This is a genomic window from Pseudomonas sp. C2.3V, assembly GCF_058536325.1.
Genome location: NZ_JBZUBN010000001.1, coordinates 831,721 through 850,543 on the forward strand (window position 1 = coordinate 831,721; position 18,823 = coordinate 850,543).

Annotated in this window: 18 protein-coding genes; 11 read left to right on the forward strand and 7 right to left on the reverse strand. The window is 57.7% G+C overall.

The annotated features are described in order from the left end of the window. Positions 1–263 precede the first annotated feature (263 nt). The 3 genes from AC4LF3_RS03955 to AC4LF3_RS03965 all read right to left on the reverse strand — a co-directional run bounded on the left by AC4LF3_RS03955 (position 264) and on the right by AC4LF3_RS03965 (position 4,221). Complete coding sequence (locus tag AC4LF3_RS03955; protein WP_491834818.1) at positions 264–2,084, reverse strand: glycoside hydrolase family 15 protein; 1,821 nt, start codon at positions 2,082–2,084, stop codon at positions 264–266. Beyond that, positions 2,077–2,880, reverse strand: coding sequence for an SDR family oxidoreductase (locus AC4LF3_RS03960; protein WP_150347987.1), 804 nt, complete (start codon positions 2,878–2,880; stop codon positions 2,077–2,079). The genes AC4LF3_RS03955 and AC4LF3_RS03960 overlap by 8 nt, the downstream gene beginning before the upstream one ends. Before the next feature lie 114 nt (positions 2,881–2,994). Further along, positions 2,995–4,221 (reverse strand): MFS transporter, encoded by a 1,227-nt coding sequence (locus AC4LF3_RS03965; RefSeq protein ID WP_074822944.1) that lies wholly within the window; start codon positions 4,219–4,221, stop codon positions 2,995–2,997. A gap of 342 nt (positions 4,222–4,563) precedes the next feature. On the opposite strand from AC4LF3_RS03965, the gene AC4LF3_RS03970 reads away from it, so the two are divergent. From AC4LF3_RS03970 to glsB, 5 genes are all read left to right on the forward strand, one after another. Beyond that, entirely contained in the window at positions 4,564–6,003 is a 1,440-nt protein-coding gene (locus AC4LF3_RS03970; RefSeq protein WP_010797143.1) for a cytochrome ubiquinol oxidase subunit I, read from the forward strand. Positions 6,004–6,005: 2 nt separating this feature from the next. Further along, the gene (gene cydB / locus AC4LF3_RS03975; RefSeq protein ID WP_074822941.1) at positions 6,006–7,031 is read left to right on the forward strand and encodes a cytochrome d ubiquinol oxidase subunit II; all 1,026 of its coding nucleotides are present in this window, start codon (positions 6,006–6,008) and stop codon (positions 7,029–7,031) included. A gap of 2 nt (positions 7,032–7,033) precedes the next feature. After that, entirely contained in the window at positions 7,034–7,192 is a 159-nt protein-coding gene (locus AC4LF3_RS03980) for a DUF2474 domain-containing protein (RefSeq protein ID WP_010797145.1), read from the forward strand. Between the two features lie 117 nt (positions 7,193–7,309). After that, positions 7,310–7,777, forward strand: coding sequence for a nuclear transport factor 2 family protein (locus AC4LF3_RS03985; protein ID WP_074822938.1), 468 nt, complete (start codon positions 7,310–7,312; stop codon positions 7,775–7,777). Between the two features lie 97 nt (positions 7,778–7,874). Then, on the forward strand, positions 7,875–8,789 hold the full coding sequence (glsB, locus tag AC4LF3_RS03990; protein WP_372238928.1) for a glutaminase B: 915 nt from the start codon (positions 7,875–7,877) through the stop codon (positions 8,787–8,789). On the opposite strand, the gene cls is transcribed toward glsB, so the two are convergent. Beyond that, on the reverse strand, positions 8,786–10,225 hold the full coding sequence (cls, locus tag AC4LF3_RS03995; RefSeq protein WP_083397843.1) for a cardiolipin synthase: 1,440 nt from the start codon (positions 10,223–10,225) through the stop codon (positions 8,786–8,788). The genes glsB and cls overlap by 4 nt on opposite strands. Positions 10,226–10,409: 184 nt before the next feature. Further along, a complete protein-coding gene (locus AC4LF3_RS04000; RefSeq protein WP_239381834.1) occupies positions 10,410–11,537 on the reverse strand; it encodes a methyltransferase in 1,128 nt (375 codons plus the stop codon). Positions 11,538–11,710: 173 nt separating this feature from the next. Here AC4LF3_RS04000 and kduD point away from each other — a divergent pair, with 173 nt between their 5' ends. Continuing rightward, the gene (gene kduD / locus AC4LF3_RS04005; RefSeq protein WP_434135680.1) at positions 11,711–12,472 is read left to right on the forward strand and encodes a 2-dehydro-3-deoxy-D-gluconate 5-dehydrogenase KduD; all 762 of its coding nucleotides are present in this window, start codon (positions 11,711–11,713) and stop codon (positions 12,470–12,472) included. Between the two features lie 97 nt (positions 12,473–12,569). Continuing rightward, positions 12,570–13,346 carry a ferredoxin--NADP reductase gene (locus AC4LF3_RS04010; protein ID WP_122043394.1) on the forward strand — a complete coding sequence of 259 codons (777 nt, stop codon included), beginning with the start codon at positions 12,570–12,572 and terminating at the stop codon, positions 13,344–13,346. Between the two features lie 44 nt (positions 13,347–13,390). Here the strand turns inward: AC4LF3_RS04010 and mscL are convergent, their stop codons facing one another. Beyond that, positions 13,391–13,837 (reverse strand): large-conductance mechanosensitive channel protein MscL, encoded by a 447-nt coding sequence (mscL, locus tag AC4LF3_RS04015; protein ID WP_010797152.1) that lies wholly within the window; start codon positions 13,835–13,837, stop codon positions 13,391–13,393. 203 nt (positions 13,838–14,040) lie between these two features. Here mscL and AC4LF3_RS04020 point away from each other — a divergent pair, with 203 nt between their 5' ends. From AC4LF3_RS04020 to radA, 4 genes are all read left to right on the forward strand, one after another. Further along, the gene (locus AC4LF3_RS04020) at positions 14,041–14,277 is read left to right on the forward strand and encodes an HP1242/YdcH family protein (RefSeq protein WP_010797153.1); all 237 of its coding nucleotides are present in this window, start codon (positions 14,041–14,043) and stop codon (positions 14,275–14,277) included. 169 nt (positions 14,278–14,446) lie between these two features. Further along, entirely contained in the window at positions 14,447–15,988 is a 1,542-nt protein-coding gene (locus tag AC4LF3_RS04025) for a catalase (RefSeq protein WP_491834819.1), read from the forward strand. A 209-nt stretch (positions 15,989–16,197) separates the two neighbouring features. Continuing rightward, positions 16,198–16,773 carry an ankyrin repeat domain-containing protein gene (locus AC4LF3_RS04030; protein WP_491836241.1) on the forward strand — a complete coding sequence of 192 codons (576 nt, stop codon included), beginning with the start codon at positions 16,198–16,200 and terminating at the stop codon, positions 16,771–16,773. Positions 16,774–16,872: 99 nt separating this feature from the next. Continuing rightward, positions 16,873–18,234 (forward strand): DNA repair protein RadA, encoded by a 1,362-nt coding sequence (radA, locus tag AC4LF3_RS04035; protein WP_125887188.1) that lies wholly within the window; start codon positions 16,873–16,875, stop codon positions 18,232–18,234. Positions 18,235–18,244: 10 nt separating this feature from the next. Here radA and AC4LF3_RS04040 read toward each other — a convergent pair whose 3' ends face one another. Continuing rightward, positions 18,245–18,610 (reverse strand): PilZ domain-containing protein, encoded by a 366-nt coding sequence (locus AC4LF3_RS04040; protein ID WP_010797157.1) that lies wholly within the window; start codon positions 18,608–18,610, stop codon positions 18,245–18,247. Between the last annotated feature and the right edge of the window lie 213 nt (positions 18,611–18,823).

Here is an 18,823-nt window from a genome sequence, read left to right on the forward strand (position 1 = left end):
AGGTGCCAAAGAGTCCGTACAGTCGAGTCGCGGGTTTCCGGTCACTCGCGATGCTGTCGGGCTAGTAGCTCAAGGTGATTCGAAAAGGGGACATTCCTTGCCCGTCGTTTGTAGTCATTTTTTATTAATTGATCGTTCAATATAAAAAGATAACACGAAAAGACGTTCAAGCGGAGCTTGAATCGCCTCCATATGTCATTTTGCTATAGTCGGTCGAGGAGGGGCGAAACCGAAGGGCCTAAGTCAGAGCGGAAGCAGGCCTGCTAAGGTTGCCATTGGGTATCACTGCCGGAGAGTTTGCGGTTCAGGAAATAGGCGGCGCTGATCAGGGCCAGATGGGTCAGGGCCTGAGGAGTATTGCCCAGGTGACGTCCACGGGCGTCAAGCTCCTCGGCAAAGAGTCCCACAGGGCTTGCGTATTTCATGAGTTTTTCAAACTCCATATGCGCCTCGTCTATCCTGCCGGCCCGCGCCAGGCACTCCACATACCAGAATGAGCAGGCCGCAAAGGAGCCCTCTTCACCTGAGAGTCCATCGGACATTTCAGACTGATCGTAGCGCTTGACCATACCATCGCAGACCAGACGCTCCTTGATGGCATCTAGAGTTGCCAGCCACGCCGGGTCTGTTGCGCTGACAAAGCGCAGCAAGGGCATCAGGAGAAGAGATGCGTCCAACGTATCCTGGCCCAGAATGGCTGTGAAATGACCTTTTTTCTTGTTCCAGAAGTGGGTCCAGATATCTTCCTGGATATCACCCCGTGCCTTGAGCCATCGTTCATAGGGCATGGCAAGGGAACGCTTCTGTGCCAGGCGAATGGCTCGGTCAATGGCAACCCAGCACATCAAGCGCGAATGTAGGAAGTGCTTGGGCTCACCACGAATTTCCCAGATGCCGGCATCCTTGGTCTGCCAATGATTGCAGACATAATCGATGATACTGACAACATGTTTCCAACCGCGGTGGGATATGGCTTGGCCATACTTGTTTGACAGGTAGACGGCATCCATCAGCTCGCCATAGATGTCGAGCTGAACCTGTCCGAATGCATCGTTGCCGATACGCACAGGCTTTGCCCCGCCGTGGCCGCTCAGGTGGTCCAGTTCCTGTTCGGGCAGTTCCCGTCCACCATCGAGGCGATACATGATCTGAAGCTTTTGCGGCAGATCGCTGCTGCGCTCGATACAGTCGCCCACCCAGCTCATGAAGTGGTTGGCTTCGTCGGTGTATCCCAGGCGCATGAAAGCATAGACGGTAAACGAGGCGTCCCGTATCCAGGTAGCCCGGTAATCCCAATTTCGCTCGCCACCTGGTGTTTCCGGCAGGCTGAAGGTTGCCGCAGCAGCAATGGAACCGTGCTGCTGCGAGACCAGAAGCTTGAGCACCAGAGCCGAGCGCGAGACCATTTCCCGCCAGCGGCCGGTATAGTTGCTTTGACGAGCCCATCGCTGCCAGAACCTGAGTGTATGCTTCAGGCAGAGATCAAGATCTTCTTCCATGACTTGTCGATCTTCGGCGCAGCCAAAGACGAATGTCGCGCTTTCGCCCTCCTTGAGGGTGAAGTCCGCTACGGCCGTATTCCCGTCAAGCGTAAGCGTCTCGGAACCGGCCAAGCGCATACTGCGCTGGCCCTCGGCCTGAAACACAATGCTGCCATGCTCTACCGTAGCCCTGGTTTCAGCCCGGGCGTAATCAAGCCGCGGTGAACAATTCAGACAAATGCGCGAGTCGCCTTTGACGGCATAAACCCTCCGCACCAGACGGGGCATGGTGTTCTCTTCCGTCAGGATGGGCATCCAGTCGGTCAACTCGACGGCGCCGTCGTCATCAAGCCAGCGGGTCTGCAAGACGTTACTATCGGGGAGGTAGATCTGTTGCCGCCTGGCATTAGGGCGGTCGGGTGCAATCGTGAACAGTCCGGCCTCGTCACCATTGAGCAAGGCGGTAAAAACCGAGGGGCTATCTAGGTCAGGCCAGCAGAAATAGTCGATGCTGCCGTCATCGGCGACCAGCGCGCAGGTACGCATGTCGCCGATGACTCCATGGGCATCGATGGACCGGATTCCGGCGTTGTGATCAACCATTGTCCTGGAATCCTGGATATAGACACATGCCACCATCGACAAAGAGGGTGGTGCCTACCACGTAGTCAGACAGGTCGGATGCCAGCCAGACGACGGCATTACCAATGTCCTCTACTTCCCCGACACGCTTGTAGGGGATCAGCTTGAGCAACTCGCGGCGACCTTCCTCGTTGCCAGTCACGTCTTCATTGATGGCCGTAGCGATAGCGCCGGGCGCAATACTATTGATGCGTATGCGCTTTTCAGCCACTTCCTGAGCCAGGGTCTTCATCATCAGGCTGACCCCGCCCTTGGACGCCGCGTAATTGACATGGCCTGCCCACGGAATGACCTCATGTACCGAGCTCATGTGAATGATTTTGCCCGCCGCGCGTGACAGTTCGGCATTGACGCCTTGCTTCAGGAACTGCTGGATGGCGGCACGTGCGCAAAGGAATTGGCCGGTCAGATTGGTCTGGATGACCATGTTCCAATCCTTGAGGGTCATTTCATGGGAGGGTGCATCGCGCTGCAGCCCGGAATTGGCCACTAGGATGTCCAGACGGCCAAAGGCTTCGATCGTCTTGGCAAAGAGCTGTTCGACGGCCTGCTCATCACCGACATCAGCACCCACGGCAATGGCCCGACCGCCGGCCGCCTTGATTTCATCCGCAAGCTGTTCAGCCGGCTCGGCATTGGAGTGGTAATTGATGACAACGGCTGCGCCTACCTGAGCCAAGGCCTTGGCTGATGCCGCGCCGATCCCTGAACTGCCGCCGGTGACCAGTGCAACCTGGCCATCGAGTGAAATTTTCATGGCAAACCCTCAAGCAATTCGGTGAAAAGTCCTTGTCACCTGACCGTTGGCAGCTTGCGAGAGTTCAGAGGGGTAAAGGGCTGCCTGCCGACCCGCAAGCAGCCCTCCAGCAGATCAGCTGGGTTTGAGGGTATGCAAGTGGTCGCGTTTGGCGAGGGTAGGGAAGAGCTTGATCCAAAGGCCTGTCACGATCAGCGTTCCTGCGCCGCCCAGCACGACCGCTTGCACTGTGCCCAGCCAGGCTGCCGTTACACCGGACTCGAACTCGCCTAGTTGGTTTGAGGCACCGATGAACAGGCCGTTGACGGCACTGACGCGGCCGCGCATTTCATCCGGCGTCTCCAGTTGCACAAAGGCGCCGCGAATGACCATGCTGATCATGTCAGCCGCACCCAGAACCGCCAGCACGGCCAGGCTGAACCAGAACGAGGTGGAAAGACCAAAGGCGATGGTTGCCACGCCAAACACACCTACCGAGATAAACATGATGCGTCCGACGCTTCGCTCGATGGGAAAGCGCGCGAGCCAAAACGACATCAGCAGGGCTCCCACGGCGGGTGCTGAGCGCAACAGGCCCAGCCCCCATGGGCCGGTCATCAGAATGTCCCGGGCAAACACGGGTAACAGTGCCGTTGCGCCGCCCAGCAGAACGGCAAAAAGATCCAGGGAGATAGCGCCGAAAATATCGCGGCGGCTGCGAATGAAGCGAATCCCGGCCAGCAGCGAATCCAGACTGGCCTTTTCCTTACGCGGTTGCTGTTCACGCGCAGGCAGGCTCAGCACGAGGAGAATTGCCACACCATACAGGGCCGTTGCCGGTGCATAGACCCAGAAGGCACCCAAGGCGTACAGAAAACCACCCAACGCTGGCGCCACGATTGTCGCACCCTGCATGGCGGAGGCTGAGGCCGCAACGGCCCGGGGAAATAGCGAGGCGGGGACGATGTTGGGCAGAAGCGCCTGGGTCGCCGGCATTTCGAAGGCCCGGCAGGTGCCCAGCATGAAGGCCAGGATAAAGATCAGTTCACGGGTCACATTGTCGGTCAGGCTGCCGTAGACCAGCACCAGTGCGGTAAGGGCCTGACCTGTCTGGCAGAGTGCGGCTACCTTACGTCGGTCGTAGCGGTCCGCCACATGCCCTGTATACAACATGAAGAACAGGCGCGGCAGGAACTCCACCAGGCCGACCAGGCCCAGGTCGAGCACATTATGTGTCAGTGAATAGATGTGCCAGCCAATGGCTACGGTGAGCATCTGAAAGCTACTGGCGGTACAGACGCGGGCAAACCAGAACGCCAGAAAGGGTCGATGATGACGCAAATATAAAGGGTCTGAGGTCATGATGGGGCTCTTCGAGAGGTCTCTCATCATAGCCTCGGCAAGCGTTTTTTGTGCACTGATCGAGATATATTCTGAAACAGTTGGTGGGTAACAAGTTGTGTGCGCCACCTTGACGCGCGACATCTGACCACGGACCCCACTGCGTTTTAGAGGTCTAGAATGAATCCAGACGTTGACCTACGTCAGAGCCTTGCGGCTTAAAATGCGATAGTCGGACCACCTTTCAAGCGTTCCGTTAGAACGAATTGAGCACGCAAGCGCTCGAAACATTGCCTTGTGATTTGCTTAACGTTATTGACCGCCTGCGTGATAAACGCACCGGCTGCCTGAAGAGGACCGCCTATGTTCGGCTTGGAGGCTCTGGATCTTGCGAGGATCCAGTTTGCATTCACCGTCTCGTTCCACATTATCTTCCCTGCCTTGTCTATCGGAATGGCGAGCTTTCTAGCCGTTCTCGAAGGACTGTGGCTCAAAACCAACGACTCTACCTATAAGGACCTGTACCACTTCTGGTTGAAGATCTTCGCGGTCTTCTTTGGAATGGGTGTAGTGTCCGGACTGGTCATGGCGTATGAGTTCGGTACCAACTGGAGCGGCTTTGTCGACTTCGCCGGTGCCGTAACGGGTCCGCTCTTAACCTACGAGGTGCTGACCGCCTTCTTTATCGAAGCGGGTTTCCTCGGGGTCATGCTGTTTGGCTGGAACCGCGTAGGACGTGGGTTGCACTTTTTGTCCACTATCATGGTGGCGATTGGCACCCTGATGTCCACGTTCTGGATTTTGTCCTCGAACAGCTGGATGCATACCCCGGCCGGGTACGAGATTGTCGATGGCCGCGTAGTGCCAGTCCATTGGCTGGAAGTAATCTTCAACCCGTCGTTCCCCTTCCGCTGGGCGCACATGACCATCGCGGCCTACCTGTCGGTGGCCTTCCTGGTCGGCGCATCGGCGGCTTGGCACCTGTTGCGTGGGAACAATAACCCGGCCATTCGCAAGATGTTCTCCATGGCCATGTGGATGGCCCTGTTCGTGGCGCCGATCCAGGCGTTCGTGGGGGATGCCCACGGTTTGAACACGCTGGAGCACCAGCCAGCCAAGATCGCGGCGATTGAAGGCCATTGGGAGAATCCGCCCGGTGAGGCAACGCCGTTGATTCTGTTCGGTCTGCCGGATATGGAGCGTGAGGAAACCCGCTTCAAGGTCGAGATTCCGGTGCTGGGCAGCTTGATCCTCACGCACAGCTTTACCGAGCAGATTCCCGCACTCAAGGACTTCCCGAAAGAGGATCGTCCGCCGGCGTATGTGGTGTTCTGGTCATTCCGCATCATGGTGGCCCTGGGTCTGCTCATGATTGCTGCCGGTGTGTGGAGCCTGTTCCTGCGCTGGAGACACAAGCTGTATGAAACCAAGGCCTTCCTGCGCCTGATCATGTGCATGGGGCCGGCTGGTCTGATTGCTCTGCTGGCAGGCTGGTTTACCACCGAAGTGGGTCGTCAGCCCTGGATCGTATATGGTCTCCTGCGTACCAAGGATGGTGTAGCCAACCACAGCGTGACGCAACTGAGCATTACCCTGGTCAGCTTCGTAATTGTGTATTTCGCGGTCTTTGGTATCGGTACGGTCTATGCGCTGCGCATGATTGGCAAAGGACCACATACCGGTGAAGGCGACCTGCCCACCCAGGGTGGACCGGGGCACGATCGTCATCCGAAGCGCCCCCTTTCGGCTACTGATGAAGGTACTGAAAAGGCTCATTCCCATGATCAACTGACGGGGCACTGAACATGGCTTCTGGAATTGTTGGTATTGACCTCGCACTGATCTGGGCGGTGGTCATCATTTTCAGCCTGATGATGTACGTAGTCATGGACGGCTTCGATCTGGGGATTGGCATTCTCTTCCCCTTCGTGAAGGGCAAGGAAGAACGCGATGTGATGATGAACACCGTGGCTCCGATCTGGGATGGCAACGAAACCTGGCTGGTGTTGGGAGGGGCCGGGTTGTACGGCGCCTTCCCGCTGGCATATGGCGTCATTCTGCCGGCCCTCTACCTGCCGCTGATCTTCATGTTGATCGGCCTGATCTTCCGTGGCGTAGCCTTTGAGTTCCGCTTCAAGGTGCAGGAAGGCAAGGAAGGGCTCTGGGACAAGTCCTTTATCTTCGGCTCGCTCTTGGCAACCTTCTGTCAGGGGGTCGCGCTGGGTGCCTTCATCGACGGCTTCCATGTGGAGAATCGTCAGTATGCCGGTGGCTCGCTGGACTGGCTGACGCCTTTTTCGGTGTTCTGTGGTTTTGGCCTGATCGCTGCCTACGCACTGCTGGGCAGTACTTGGCTGATCATGAAAACCGAAGGCCCGCTACAGGCTTCCATGCGTCGCATGACCAAGCCGCTGGTGCTGTTGCTGCTGCTGTTCATTGCAGCCGTCAGCCTGTGGACGCCGCTGTCCCATGACGCCATCTCCCAGCGCTGGTTCACCATGCCGAACCTGTTCTGGTTCCTGCCTGTGCCGATTCTCGTGCTGGTAACAGTCGTGTTCCTGCTGCGCGCCATCCTGAAGGAAGAGGCTCATGTATCTCCCTTCGTACTAACGCTGATCCTGATCTTCCTCGGCTATAGCGGCCTGGGCATCAGCCTGTGGCCGAACATCATCCCGCCGGCGATTTCGATCTGGGAAGCCTCGTCGCCACCGCAGAGCCAGCTGTTCCTGCTCATCGGTACGCTGTTCATCATCCCGATCACATTGATGTACACGGCGTGGGGCTACTACGTGTTCCGCGGTAAGGTTCGTACAGGCGAGGGGTATCATTGATCATGGCCGGCAAAGAGCGTGAACCCAATCCAGCTGACAACCAACCGCTGATCAAGCGTCTCGGCTGGATGGTCCTGATCTGGGCCTGCAGTATCGTGGCCCTGGGCATTGTGTCCTACGGGCTGCGGCTGGTCATGACTGCCGCCGGCCTTAAATCCTGAATATCAGACCCCGGCACTCGCCGGGGTCTTCTTTTGTCCGTTTCTCCAGGCAGATTGTCCGCTTGCACGGTAGGCTTTCATCTACGCTATCTGTCTTACCGTTTTGGAGACACGTCCATGGAAAGCAGACCCCCATTGCCACCCTTTACGCAGGAAACTGCACGCCAAAAGGTCCGCGCAGCGGAAGATGGCTGGAATGGCCGCGATCCCCACAAGGTTGCACTGGCCTATAGTAACGACAGCATCTGGCGTAACCGGGCCGAGTTCATCAAGGGACGCGAAGCCATCGTAGGTTTTCTTACGCGCAAGTGGCAACGCGAGCTCGACTACCGGCTGATCAAGGAGCTATGGGCCCATGATGGCAACCGGATCGCCGTACGCTTCGCCTATGAGTGGCATGACGATTCCGGCAACTGGTTTCGCGCCTATGGCAATGAGAACTGGGCGTTCAATGAGCAGGGGCTCATGGTGGAGCGGCATGCCAGCATCAACGATCTGCCGATCACCGAGGCCGAGCGCCTGTTCCGCTGGCCGCAGGGACGTCGACCGGATGATCATCCCGGGCTGAGCGAGCTGGGACTATAACGACGAATCACTAGGCGTTGCGGCTGCGCTTTCTTACACTGGCACCCTTTTGTAAGCAGCGAAGCCGCCCATGCCCGAAACATGCTCCCCTGAAGTCCTGCAAACCCTGCTTGATCGTGTTGCCCAGGAGGCACGGCAAGACATGGGCGAAGGCAAGGTTGCTGACTATATCCCGGCACTGGCCCAGGTAGAACCCGATCAATTCGGGATTGCTCTATGCGATGTAGAGGGTCGAGTCTTCCAGGCGGGGGCAGGGGATACACCGTTTTCCATCCAGTCCATTTCCAAGGTGCTCAACCTGGTCATTGCCATGCAGCGGCTGCCGGAAGAGGACATCTGGACGCGTGTAGGCCGGGAGCCCTCCGGTCAGGCGTTCAACTCCATCGTACAGCTGGAAGTGGAGCGGGGCGTCCCGCGCAATCCTTTCATCAATGCCGGTGCGTTGCTGGTAACCGATATCCTGGTTTCGCGCATCATGTCCATCCAATACCTGATGCGCGAACAGGCGCGGCGGTTAAGTGCCAATCCGACTATCAACTTCGATACGCGGGTGGCGCGTTCAGAGATGGATCACAAGGCGCGTAACGCTGCACTGGCTTACCTCATGAAGGCTTATGGAAACTTGCATGGCGAAGTGGATGAGGTGCTGGAAACCTATTTCCATGGCTGTGCGCTGTCCATGAGTTGCATGGATGTGGCCCGCGCGTTCGCCTTTCTGGCTCACCGGGGCATCAATCCCCACGATGGCAGCGAGGTGTTGTCGCCTCAGCAGACGCGGCAGCTCAACGCATTACTGTTGACGTGCGGCCTGTATGACGCCGCGGGGGATTTTGCCTGGCGCGTCGGGCTGCCCGGCAAGAGCGGCGTAGGTGGCGGTATTGTGGCCATCGTTCCCGGCCGCATGAGCATTTGTGTCTGGTCGCCCCGCCTGGACAGCTACGGCAATTCCGTTGCCGGTCTGCGTGCCCTGGAGCGACTCGTGGATGGCCTGGGTGTCGCTCCACTGGGCTAAAGGACCGGCGAGAACAGTCGGGCTACCCGCATGGCTGCCTTGTGCAGGCGCCGAACATTGGCATTGTCCTTGGGCGTCAGCTCGACCGACTTGGAGAAGTCGACTTCCAACATCGAGCGCACTTCCCAGGCGAAGTCAGTATCCACGGTCATGACCATGATCTCGAAATTCAGCCGGAACGAGCGATTATCCAGATTGGCGCTACCGATGGCGGAAACCTCTTCATCGATCAGCACCACCTTCTGATGCAGAAAGCCTGGTTGATAACTGAAGACTCGAATGCCCGCATCCACCGCCTTGAAGGCATACAGGTAGGATGCGGCGTACACCACCTTGTGATCCGGGCGTGACGGCAGAAGGATGCGCACATCGACGCCGCGTAGAGCGGCCAGATGCAGTGCGGCTGAGACGGCCTCATCAGGGATGAAGTAGGGCGTTGTGATCCAGATTCGCCGCTGCGCCGAGTGAATCGCCTCGACAAAAAACAGCGAGCAGGTCTCCTGATCGTCCGCCGGACCGCTGGCAACCACCTGGCACAGCATGCCGCCATCCTCATAACGTTCAGGCAGCACCAGGGTTGGAAGTTTTTTGGTCACCCAGAACCAGTCCTGGGCAAAGGTTTCCTGCAGGGTCGCCAGAGCGGGCCCACGAATTTCGATATGGGTGTCGCGCCAGGGAGCCAACGGTGGCTTGTGCCCCAGGTATTCCTCACCCACGTTGTGTCCGCCGACAAATCCTACTTCACCATCCACCACAACGATCTTGCGGTGATTGCGGAAGTTGACCTGAAAGCGGTTGATCAGTCCTCGGCGGTTGCTGAATGCCTTGACCTGCACGCCTGCCTCACGAAGCTTTGACACGTAGCTCCGCGGCAGGGCATGGCTGCCAATGGCATCGTAAAGGAGAAACACCTCGACACCCTCCCTGGCCCGCTCGATCAGCGTGTTTTGCAGTGCCCGGCCAAGAGCGTCGTCATGAATGATGAAAAACTGCACCAGCACGACCTGCCGGGCTTCCCGAATAGCGCCCAGAATGGCGCTGAAGGTTTCCGATCCGTTGACGAGAAGACGCACCTTGTTGCTGGCTACACAGGGGGTGCGGGTCAGCGCCGTCATGGCTTTGAGCTTGCGGTTTGCCGCGCTGCATTGCTGAGCAGCCAGGGCCTCAGCAATCCACGGACGCCAGTTCAGCTCGGCAGCAACGCGGGCCATCTCTTCATCGGCCTGTCGGCGCGCCTTTACATAACCATCGAAACGACGCCGACCAAAAACCAGATAAGGCAACAGGCTCAGAAACGGCATAAAAACCAATGCAATGGCCCAAGCCATGGCGCCCTGAGCCGTACGAACGGTGATGACGGCATGGATAGCCGCCAAAACGCCGCAGACCTCTATCAAAATGGCAAAGATGTGAAGATCGAAAGGTAACCCTGGCACGTAAGATCCCATCCGGTGCGTATGTTCGTCCTGTCAGTAGGCAAAAGGCATCACCTGGCGCCTATCTTAAAACGGTGGCGACCCAGCCTAGGCGGAATCATCCAGTCTGGATACTGCTCTGAGGCACGTTACCCGCTATGCCAGCCTGCTTGAATAAGGTCTGGCATAGGGCATAGCATCACGCTCAGTTAGCTTCGACCGCACGCAGCACCACGAATTTCGGCGTGGCAGCAACCTGTTCGACGCGCTTGAACAGCCGCTTGAGCTTGAGGTGATAACCGAGGTGGCGATTGCCGACGATCCAGAGTTCACCCTGGCGGTCGAGAGCAGCACGCGCCTGTTGAAACATCCGCCAGGCCAGAAATTCCCCCACCACCTGTTGCTGGTGAAACGGTGGGTTGCACAGGACTACATCCAACGAGCGAGCCGGTTGGCTGGCCAGCCCATCATCGGCGCGCAACGTGACGGGACGATCACCCAGGGCGGCACGCCAGTTTTCATGTGCCGACTGGATAGCCATATAGGACTCATCTACCAGCGTGTACTGCGCTTGGGGATTGGTCAGTGCACTGGTGATGGCCAATACGCCATTGCCGCAGCCCAGGTCGGCCACGCGTGCATTGCCCAAGTCAGTAGGCAGATGTGGAAGAAAGGCGCGTGTCCCGATATCGAGCCCTTCTCGGCAGAACACGTTGGCGTGATTGATCAGTGTCAGCGCTGGGTCGTCCAGTCGGTAGCGGGTCGGGTAGGGTGAGGCTATCCGCTCCCTGGGTTCGGGGGTGGCAAACAGCAGGCGCGCCTTCTTGACTGCCAGCGATGCCTGGACACTGCCGATATGACGCTCCAGCAGATCTCCTGCCGCACGCGGCAGATGCTTGATCATGGCTGCTGCGATGACTCGCGCACCCGGTGCCAGCTGATCATGCAGGCGAATCAGCTGCTCCTCCAGCAAGGCCAGGGTTTTTGGAATACGGATCAGCACCAGGTCAAAGGGGCCTTTAACCGGCTCGCTGGATGGCACGAATAGCACCCGACCATCACGTCCGTTGCGCTGCAGGTTATCGTTAAGCGCGAGGGCTGCAAGGTGTGAATCTCCACTGGAAACAACGTGACCCTGATCAGCCAGGCTTGCTGCCAGGGCGCCGAAGCTATCGTTTAACACCAGAATTCGGGCGTTGTCTGGCAGGCCCTGTTCGGCCAGATGATTAAGCAGGTATTCATCCGCCGCATCGAAAGCCTGTAACGGATCGTCCCGGCGGGGTGGCTGGCGGTGCAGGTCAAGCTGGGCAAAGGGTGTGGACAGTAGAACCATGGCAGAAGATCGGAGCTGACGACAAAGGCGTCAGTGTAGGGGAGCGGCATTGCTTATGCTGCTCTTTTCTCTGGATGCCGGCTGAACGCGCCGGGCGTCTGGCGGGTCGAACAGACGTTTTGCGGGCTCAGGATGACAGGTCAGCCCGCGTTTACCACCCCTCAGGAGGCATCATGGTGGCTAACCCATTCGATTTGTCAGGCAAGGTCGCGATCATTACCGGGTGTGATGCCGGATTGGGAAGGAGCATGTGTGTAGCTCTGGCCAGTGCCGGTTGCGATATTGTCGGGATCAGCCGGCGCGAACCCCATGAGACGCAAAGTGAAGTAGAGGCCAAGGGCCGGCGATTCGTGAGCATCCGGGCAGATCTCAGCGCCACGGATGCGGTGCCCTTTATTGTGGATGAGGCGCTACAGGCTTTTGGTCGTATCGATATCCTGGTCAACAATGCCGGAACGATCCGGCGTGAGGAAGCACTGAATTTCACCGAAAAAGATTGGGATGATGTCATGGGCGTCAACCTCAAGACGGTGTTCTTTCTTTCTCAAGCCGTGGCACGTCAGTTCATTGCGCAGCAGAGCGGCGGCAAAATCATCAATATCGCTTCGATGCTGTCTTTCCAGGGCGGCATCCGTGTCCCATCCTACACAGCCTCCAAGAGTGGCCTGATGGGGCTGACCAAGGCGCTGGCCAACGAGTGGGCCAAGCACGGTATCAACGTCAATGGCATTGCGCCCGGCTATATGGCAACGAACAACACGGTTGCCTTGCGTGCCGATGAGCAGCGCAACGCAGAAATCCTGGGACGCATTCCGGCAGGTCGCTGGGGCGAGCCAATCGACCTGGCAGGGCCTGTGGTGTTTCTGGCGTCGTCTGCCTCGGATTATGTCCACGGTCATACTCTGGCCGTGGACGGTGGTTGGCTGGCGCGTTAGTCCGGCCGGTTACACCTACAGTTTGTCCGTTGAAAACCAGTGCCGGGCTTGTTTTCATGACGGCCTGATATCGGCCCGGAAAACGAGGTAGCCCAGCATGACCGCCAGTGACGAGAAATACACCCGGCAGACCATTACGGAGGTGTGGCCTTGGGCTGATAACCTGTTCAGCCTGCGTACGACGCGTGATCCGCGCTTTCGCTTCAGTGCCGGCCAGTTTGCCCGCCTGGGTGTCGAAAAGGCAGACGGCGAAATCGTCTGGCGTGCCTATTCAATGGTCTCCGCGCCTCATGACGAATTTCTGGAATTCTTTTCCATTGTCGTGCCTGGCGGAGCCTTTACCAGCGAGCTGAGTCGCCTCAAGCCCGGTGATACGTTGCTGGTGGAAAAGCAGCCCTATGGGTATCTCACCCTGGAGCGCTTTACAGGCGGACGCGATTTATGGCTGTTATCCACCGGTACGGGATTGGCACCGTTTCTGTCCATGCTTCAGGAGCCGGATGTCTGGCAGCGGTATGAGCGTATCGTGCTGGTGTATAGCGTCCGGGAAGCAAAGGACCTGGCCTACCAGGAAATGATTAAGGGGCTGGCGGAGCTGGAGTACCTGGAAGGGGTTGCACAGAAGCTGATCTATATTCCTGTTGTAACCCGTGAGGATCATCCCGGCGCGCTGAGGGGGCGAATCACGACCCTGATCGAAAACGGTGAGCTGGAGAAGGCCGCAGGGCTTGAGCTTTCAACAGAGCACTCCCGCATCCTGATCTGTGGTAATCCTGAAATGGTGGATGACACGCGAGCCGTGCTCAAGGCACGTGATTTCCAGCTGGCCCTGACGCGCCGGCCTGGACAGATCGCGGTAGAAAATTACTGGTAAAAGATGCGGATGGGGCCCGCAAGGGCCCTATTTGTAGCGAACAGTCACGAAGAGGTCGGAGGGTCATTACGTGTGACGGTGGCCTCAGGCTTCTGGCTTTGTTCCTTGAGCAGGTCGCGAATTTCAGTCAGCAGTACTTGATCCTTGGTAGGGCCGGCCGCTGCCTTCTTTTCCTCATGCAGGCGCAGTCGATTCAGAACCTTGATGGCGCTGAAAATGGCAAATGCAATGATGATGAAGTCGAAGATCGATTGCAGGAACTTGCCGTAAGATAGCAGCACTGCCGGTTTATCGCCTTGGGCAGCCTGCAGCGTAATGGCGAGGTGCGAAAAGTCCACGCCACCCAAAAGAATCCCGAGAGGCGGGGTGATCACATCGGCAACGAATGACGACACGATCTTGCCGAAAGCGCCGCCAATGATGATACCAACAGCCAGATCGACGACGTTGCCCCTCATGGCGAACGATTTGAATTCGCTGAAAAAGCTCATAAGCACTCCTTTTGCGGTGGAATGGTAGTGACGCCATCGCTAACGTCTCGGGCACTTTGAACCGCAAAAGCGTCTGGTTGTTTCGAAATGCTTCCTGAAAAAGTGTGCTGCCTCTCGTTGCTGCACTTTGCCGAACGGCTGCGGTCCACCATATGGATGGGCTGAAAGGCTCAAGATATTCAACCTGCCTCAGGAGGTCACACATGGTTGCCGAGCACAACTTGCACAAGGATTTTCCAGACAAGGTTCAGAAGTTTGAAGAGCTGCGCCAGAACAATCCAGAGTTTGCCAAGCTGATCGAGCAATACGATGCGCTGGATCAGGAGATCCTGGAAATCGAAGGGATGGTCGAGAACAGTGGCGATGAGGAGTTGAATCGATGCCGACGAGAACGCGTCGTGATCAAGGACAAGATCGCACGCGAGCTGCAAGGTAGCTGATCAGCTCTAGGCCGCTGCCCCTGCGTAGCGGCCATAACTTAAAACGCTTGGCTTGGGTATTGATTCTGCTAATAGCGGAACAAAAGGTATTCAATTTAGCGAAGCGGTCCGGGTTCCTTACTCTTTACGTGCTTGGAACAGAGCACTTAAAAAAGAGAGGAACCCAACAATGTCCATTCGGACCTTTTCCGGATATGCCCTGAATCTGCTTGCAGCGGGCATCCTGTCTGCCACAGTCGCTTCGGCGGCCTATGCAGGTACCCTGACGCGTGACAACGGTGCGCCAGTCGGAGACAACCAGAACTCCCAGACCGCTGGAGCCACAGGCCCGACGCTCTTGCAGGACGTGCAACTGGTACAAAAGCTTCAGCGCTTTGACCGTGAGCGTATTCCAGAGCGTGTCGTTCACGCGCGTGGCGCGGGTGCCCACGGAGAGTTCGCCGCCTCGGCCGATGTTTCTGACCTGACCAAGGCCAAGGTTTTCCGCCCAGGCGAGAAAACGCCGGTCTTCGTACGTTTCTCTGCAGTGATCCATGGTAATCACTCACCGGAAACCCTGCGCGACCCGCGCGGCTTTGCCACCAAGTTCTATACTGCTGACGGCAACTGGGATCTGGTAGGCAACAACTTCCCAACATTCTTCATCCGTGACGCCATCAAGTTCCCGGACATGGTTCATGCGTTCAAGCCTGACCCACGTACCAACCTGGATGACCCGCGTCGTACGTTCGACTTCTTCTCTCACATTCCGGAAGCGACCCGTACCCTGACCGAGCTGTACTCCAATGAAGGTACACCGGCCAGCTACCGCACCATGGATGGCAATGGCGTACATGCCTACAAGTTCGTCAATGCCAAGGGCGAAGTTCACTATGTGAAGTTCCATTGGAAGAGCTTGCAGTCCGGCAAGAAGAACCTGGATCCGAAGGAAGTGGCCGAAGTTCAGAGCAAGGACTACAGCCATCTGACCCGCGATCTGGCCAACGCCATCGACAAGGGCGACTACCCGAAGTGGGACCTGTATGTTCAGGTGCTCAACCCGGAAGATCTGCCCAAGTTCGACTTTGACCCGCTGGATGCCACCAAGATCTGGCCGGGCGTGCCTGAGCGCAAGATCGGCCAGATGGTCCTGAACAAGAACCCGGACAACTTCTTCCAGGAAACCGAGCAGGTTGCCATGGCGCCTGCCAACGTTGTGCCTGGTATTGAGCCCTCTGAGGATCGTCTGCTTCAGGGGCGTGTGTTCTCCTACGCCGATACGCAGCTCTATCGCGTGGGCACCAATGGTCTGCAGCTGCCGATCAACAAGCCTCACGTAGAGGTGAACAACGGCAACCAGGACGGGGCGATGAACATCGGCCACACGGCGACCTCCGTGAACTACCAGCCGAGCCGCCTGCAGCCGCGTGAGGAAGACACTTCCGCACGTTACAGCCAGCTGCCGCTGTCCGGTACGACCCAGCAGGCCAAGATCCAGCGCGAGCAGAACTTCAAGCAGGCGGGCGATCTGTATCGCTCCTACAGCAAGAAGGAGCGTCAGGACCTGATCGAAAGCCTGGGCGGTGATCTGCGTGTTGTGGATGACGAAAGCAAAAACATGATGCTGGCGTACTTCTACAAGGCTGACGCGGAATATGGCGAAGGCTTGACCAAGGTTGCCAAAGGCGACCTCAAGCGCGTCAAGGAAGTGGCCGCGACCCTCAAGGACTGATGTCCTCCGGGCAGGCTAATCCTGCCCGTGCTCCCTTGTCGGGCTTGCCTGCCTGGATAGGCAAGCCCGACAAATTGCCTGGCGAGTGTTCATGCCAGCCGGGTAACCATAGACAGTGTACAAGCCAGATCATGCCCAATGCCGCTCGCGCACGGGCAGCCCTGACCGCGAGAGAACACGCTATGCGCTTATTTTTTCTTGGCATTACGATGCTTTCCCTCACCAGCACATTGGTATTGGCTGATCCGCCACCTGAGGCGTCGGTAGCCGAGCCGGCTGCAGTCGAGGCGAAAACACCTGGTCAGCCCTCATCCGACGCGGTAAAGGCACAGCTCAAAAGCTATTTCTTCGATGCGGCCCGTGATGGCCGTCAGGAGATGCTGGAAGAGTTCATCAAGGCTCATTATGACCTCAATACCCAGGATGAAAAAGGCTACACCGCCTTGATCCTGGCGGCCTATCATGGCCACAAGGAAGCCGTCGAGCAGCTGCTGGCTGCAGGCGCAGACCCTTGCATACAGGACAACCGAGGCAATACTGCATTGATGGGCGCCATCTTCAAAGGGGAGATTACTATTGCCCACCGCCTGGTTCAGGCCAAGTGCAACCCCGACCAGCGTAACAATGCCGGCCAGACGGCCGCCATGTACGCTGCGCTTTTTCAACGCAAGAGTGTGCTGGACGATCTGGCGGCCAAGGGCGCAGACCTTAATGCCAGGGATGCGATGGGCAACGATGTCGAAAAGCTCAAGCGCGGTGAATTCAGCCAACCCCCGACCCGTTGACTCTAGCGCTGCAACAGACCTTGGACTGGAAACGCGAATCGAGTTAACTGTAAATTCATACAGTGGTGTATAATCAGGCTTTGTTTTCAGGAGCCTGGAATGGCCAAAGCCAAGCGCATGTACGGCTGCACAGAGTGCGGCGCAACGTTTCCCAAATGGGCAGGGCAGTGTGGCGAGTGCGGCGCCTGGAACACGCTTGTCGAAACGGTTGTTGAGTCAGCGCCCGGTGCCTCCGGCCGTGGCGGCTGGGCGGGCCAGCAGGCCGTGCTCAAGACATTGGCCGAGGTCAGCGTTGAGGAAACTCCACGCTTCACTACAGACTCCACAGAGCTGGACCGCGTATTGGGTGGTGGCTTGGTCGATGGGTCGGTTGTGCTGATCGGCGGTGATCCAGGCATTGGTAAATCCACCATTTTGCTACAGACGCTTTGCCGCATTGCCGAGCGTATGCCAGCACTTTATGTGACAGGCGAAGAGTCCCAGCAACAGGTGGCCATGCGGGCCCGGCGCCTTGGGCTGCCGGAAGACAAACTCAAGGTCATGACCGAGACGAGCATTGAGAGCATCATCGCCACGGCACGTCAGGAAAAGCCGCGGGTCATGGTAGTGGACTCCATCCAGACCATTTTTACTGAGCATCTTCAATCCGCACCGGGTGGCGTTGCCCAGGTGCGTGAAAGCGCGGCACTTCTGGTGCGTTTTGCCAAACAGACCGGAACGGCTGTGTTTTTGGTCGGACATGTGACGAAGGAAGGTGCCCTGGCGGGTCCGCGCGTGCTTGAGCACATGGTGGACACTGTTCTGTATTTCGAGGGCGAATCGGATGGCCGTCTGCGTTTGCTTAGGGCAGTGAAAAACCGCTTCGGTGCTGTAAATGAGCTGGGTGTTTTCGGAATGACCGATAAAGGCCTGAAGGAAGTATCCAACCCGTCGGCCATTTTTCTGACCCGTGCACAAGAGGCCGTGCCAGGCAGTGTGGTCATGGCTACCTGGGAAGGCTCCCGACCGATGCTGGTTGAGGTGCAGGCCCTGGTCGATACCAGTCACTTGGCCAACCCGCGTCGGGTGACGGTCGGTCTCGATCAGAACCGTCTGGCCATGCTGTTGGCCGTACTGCACCGCCATGGCGGCATTCCCACCTATGACCAGGACGTGTTTATAAACGTCGTTGGCGGTGTGAAGGTGTTGGAAACAGCTGTGGACCTGGCCTTGATGGCAGCGGTTATCTCCAGCCTACGTGACCGCCCCTTGCCCCACGACCTGCTGGTCTTTGGCGAGATCGGTCTTTCGGGCGAGATTCGTCCTGTGCCCAGTGGGCAGGAGCGCTTGAAGGAAGCCGCCAAGCATGGCTTCAAGCGCGCTATTGTGCCTAAAGGCAATGCGCCCAAGGAGGCACCCGCTGGTCTTGAAGTGGTCGCAGTGACCCGTCTTGACCAGGCGCTGGATGCCTTATTCGAGTAAGCCGCCTGGGTCAGTCCTTGCCAAGGGCCGCCAGTTCGCGCTCAAGCAGGGACTGGTCGCCCAGGTTGAGTTCGACCAGACGGCGCAGGTGGCTGATGGAGTCGAGATCGATCTGCTGGCAGGCAAAGCCCAGCTGTTCGGCTTCTAGCCGTACCAGTTCGGCGCTCATCTCGACCTGTGTTTCCGCGTCCAGTGTAATGACGATCTGGAAGGGCACCTCCTGACGGCCGCTCCAGTCGTCAGGCTTTTGTGTCAGTAATCCCTTCAGGGAAATGTCGTTGACCAGCGCTGTCCAGTGCTGTTCGCCTTGTTGAATCCGCGCCGTGGCGTCAAACGCGAAGCGCTTGAAACGCCGACGTTCGGTTGAATCAGTCATGTCGCTACTCCTGAATGCGATAGAGGTGACTTCACCTCATTCTATCGGCCCAAGGCGCGGCGTCTAAAGTATTGCCGCTTAGCGTTACAGCTTAGTCAACGAACGGCAGGTTGTTCGACAAAAGGTCCGGGCTTGGTCTGCTGATGCAACCGGGTGTCGGCATGACTATCCGGCATCTGCCTTCTGCGGTATGAATATTCAAATGGCCACTAC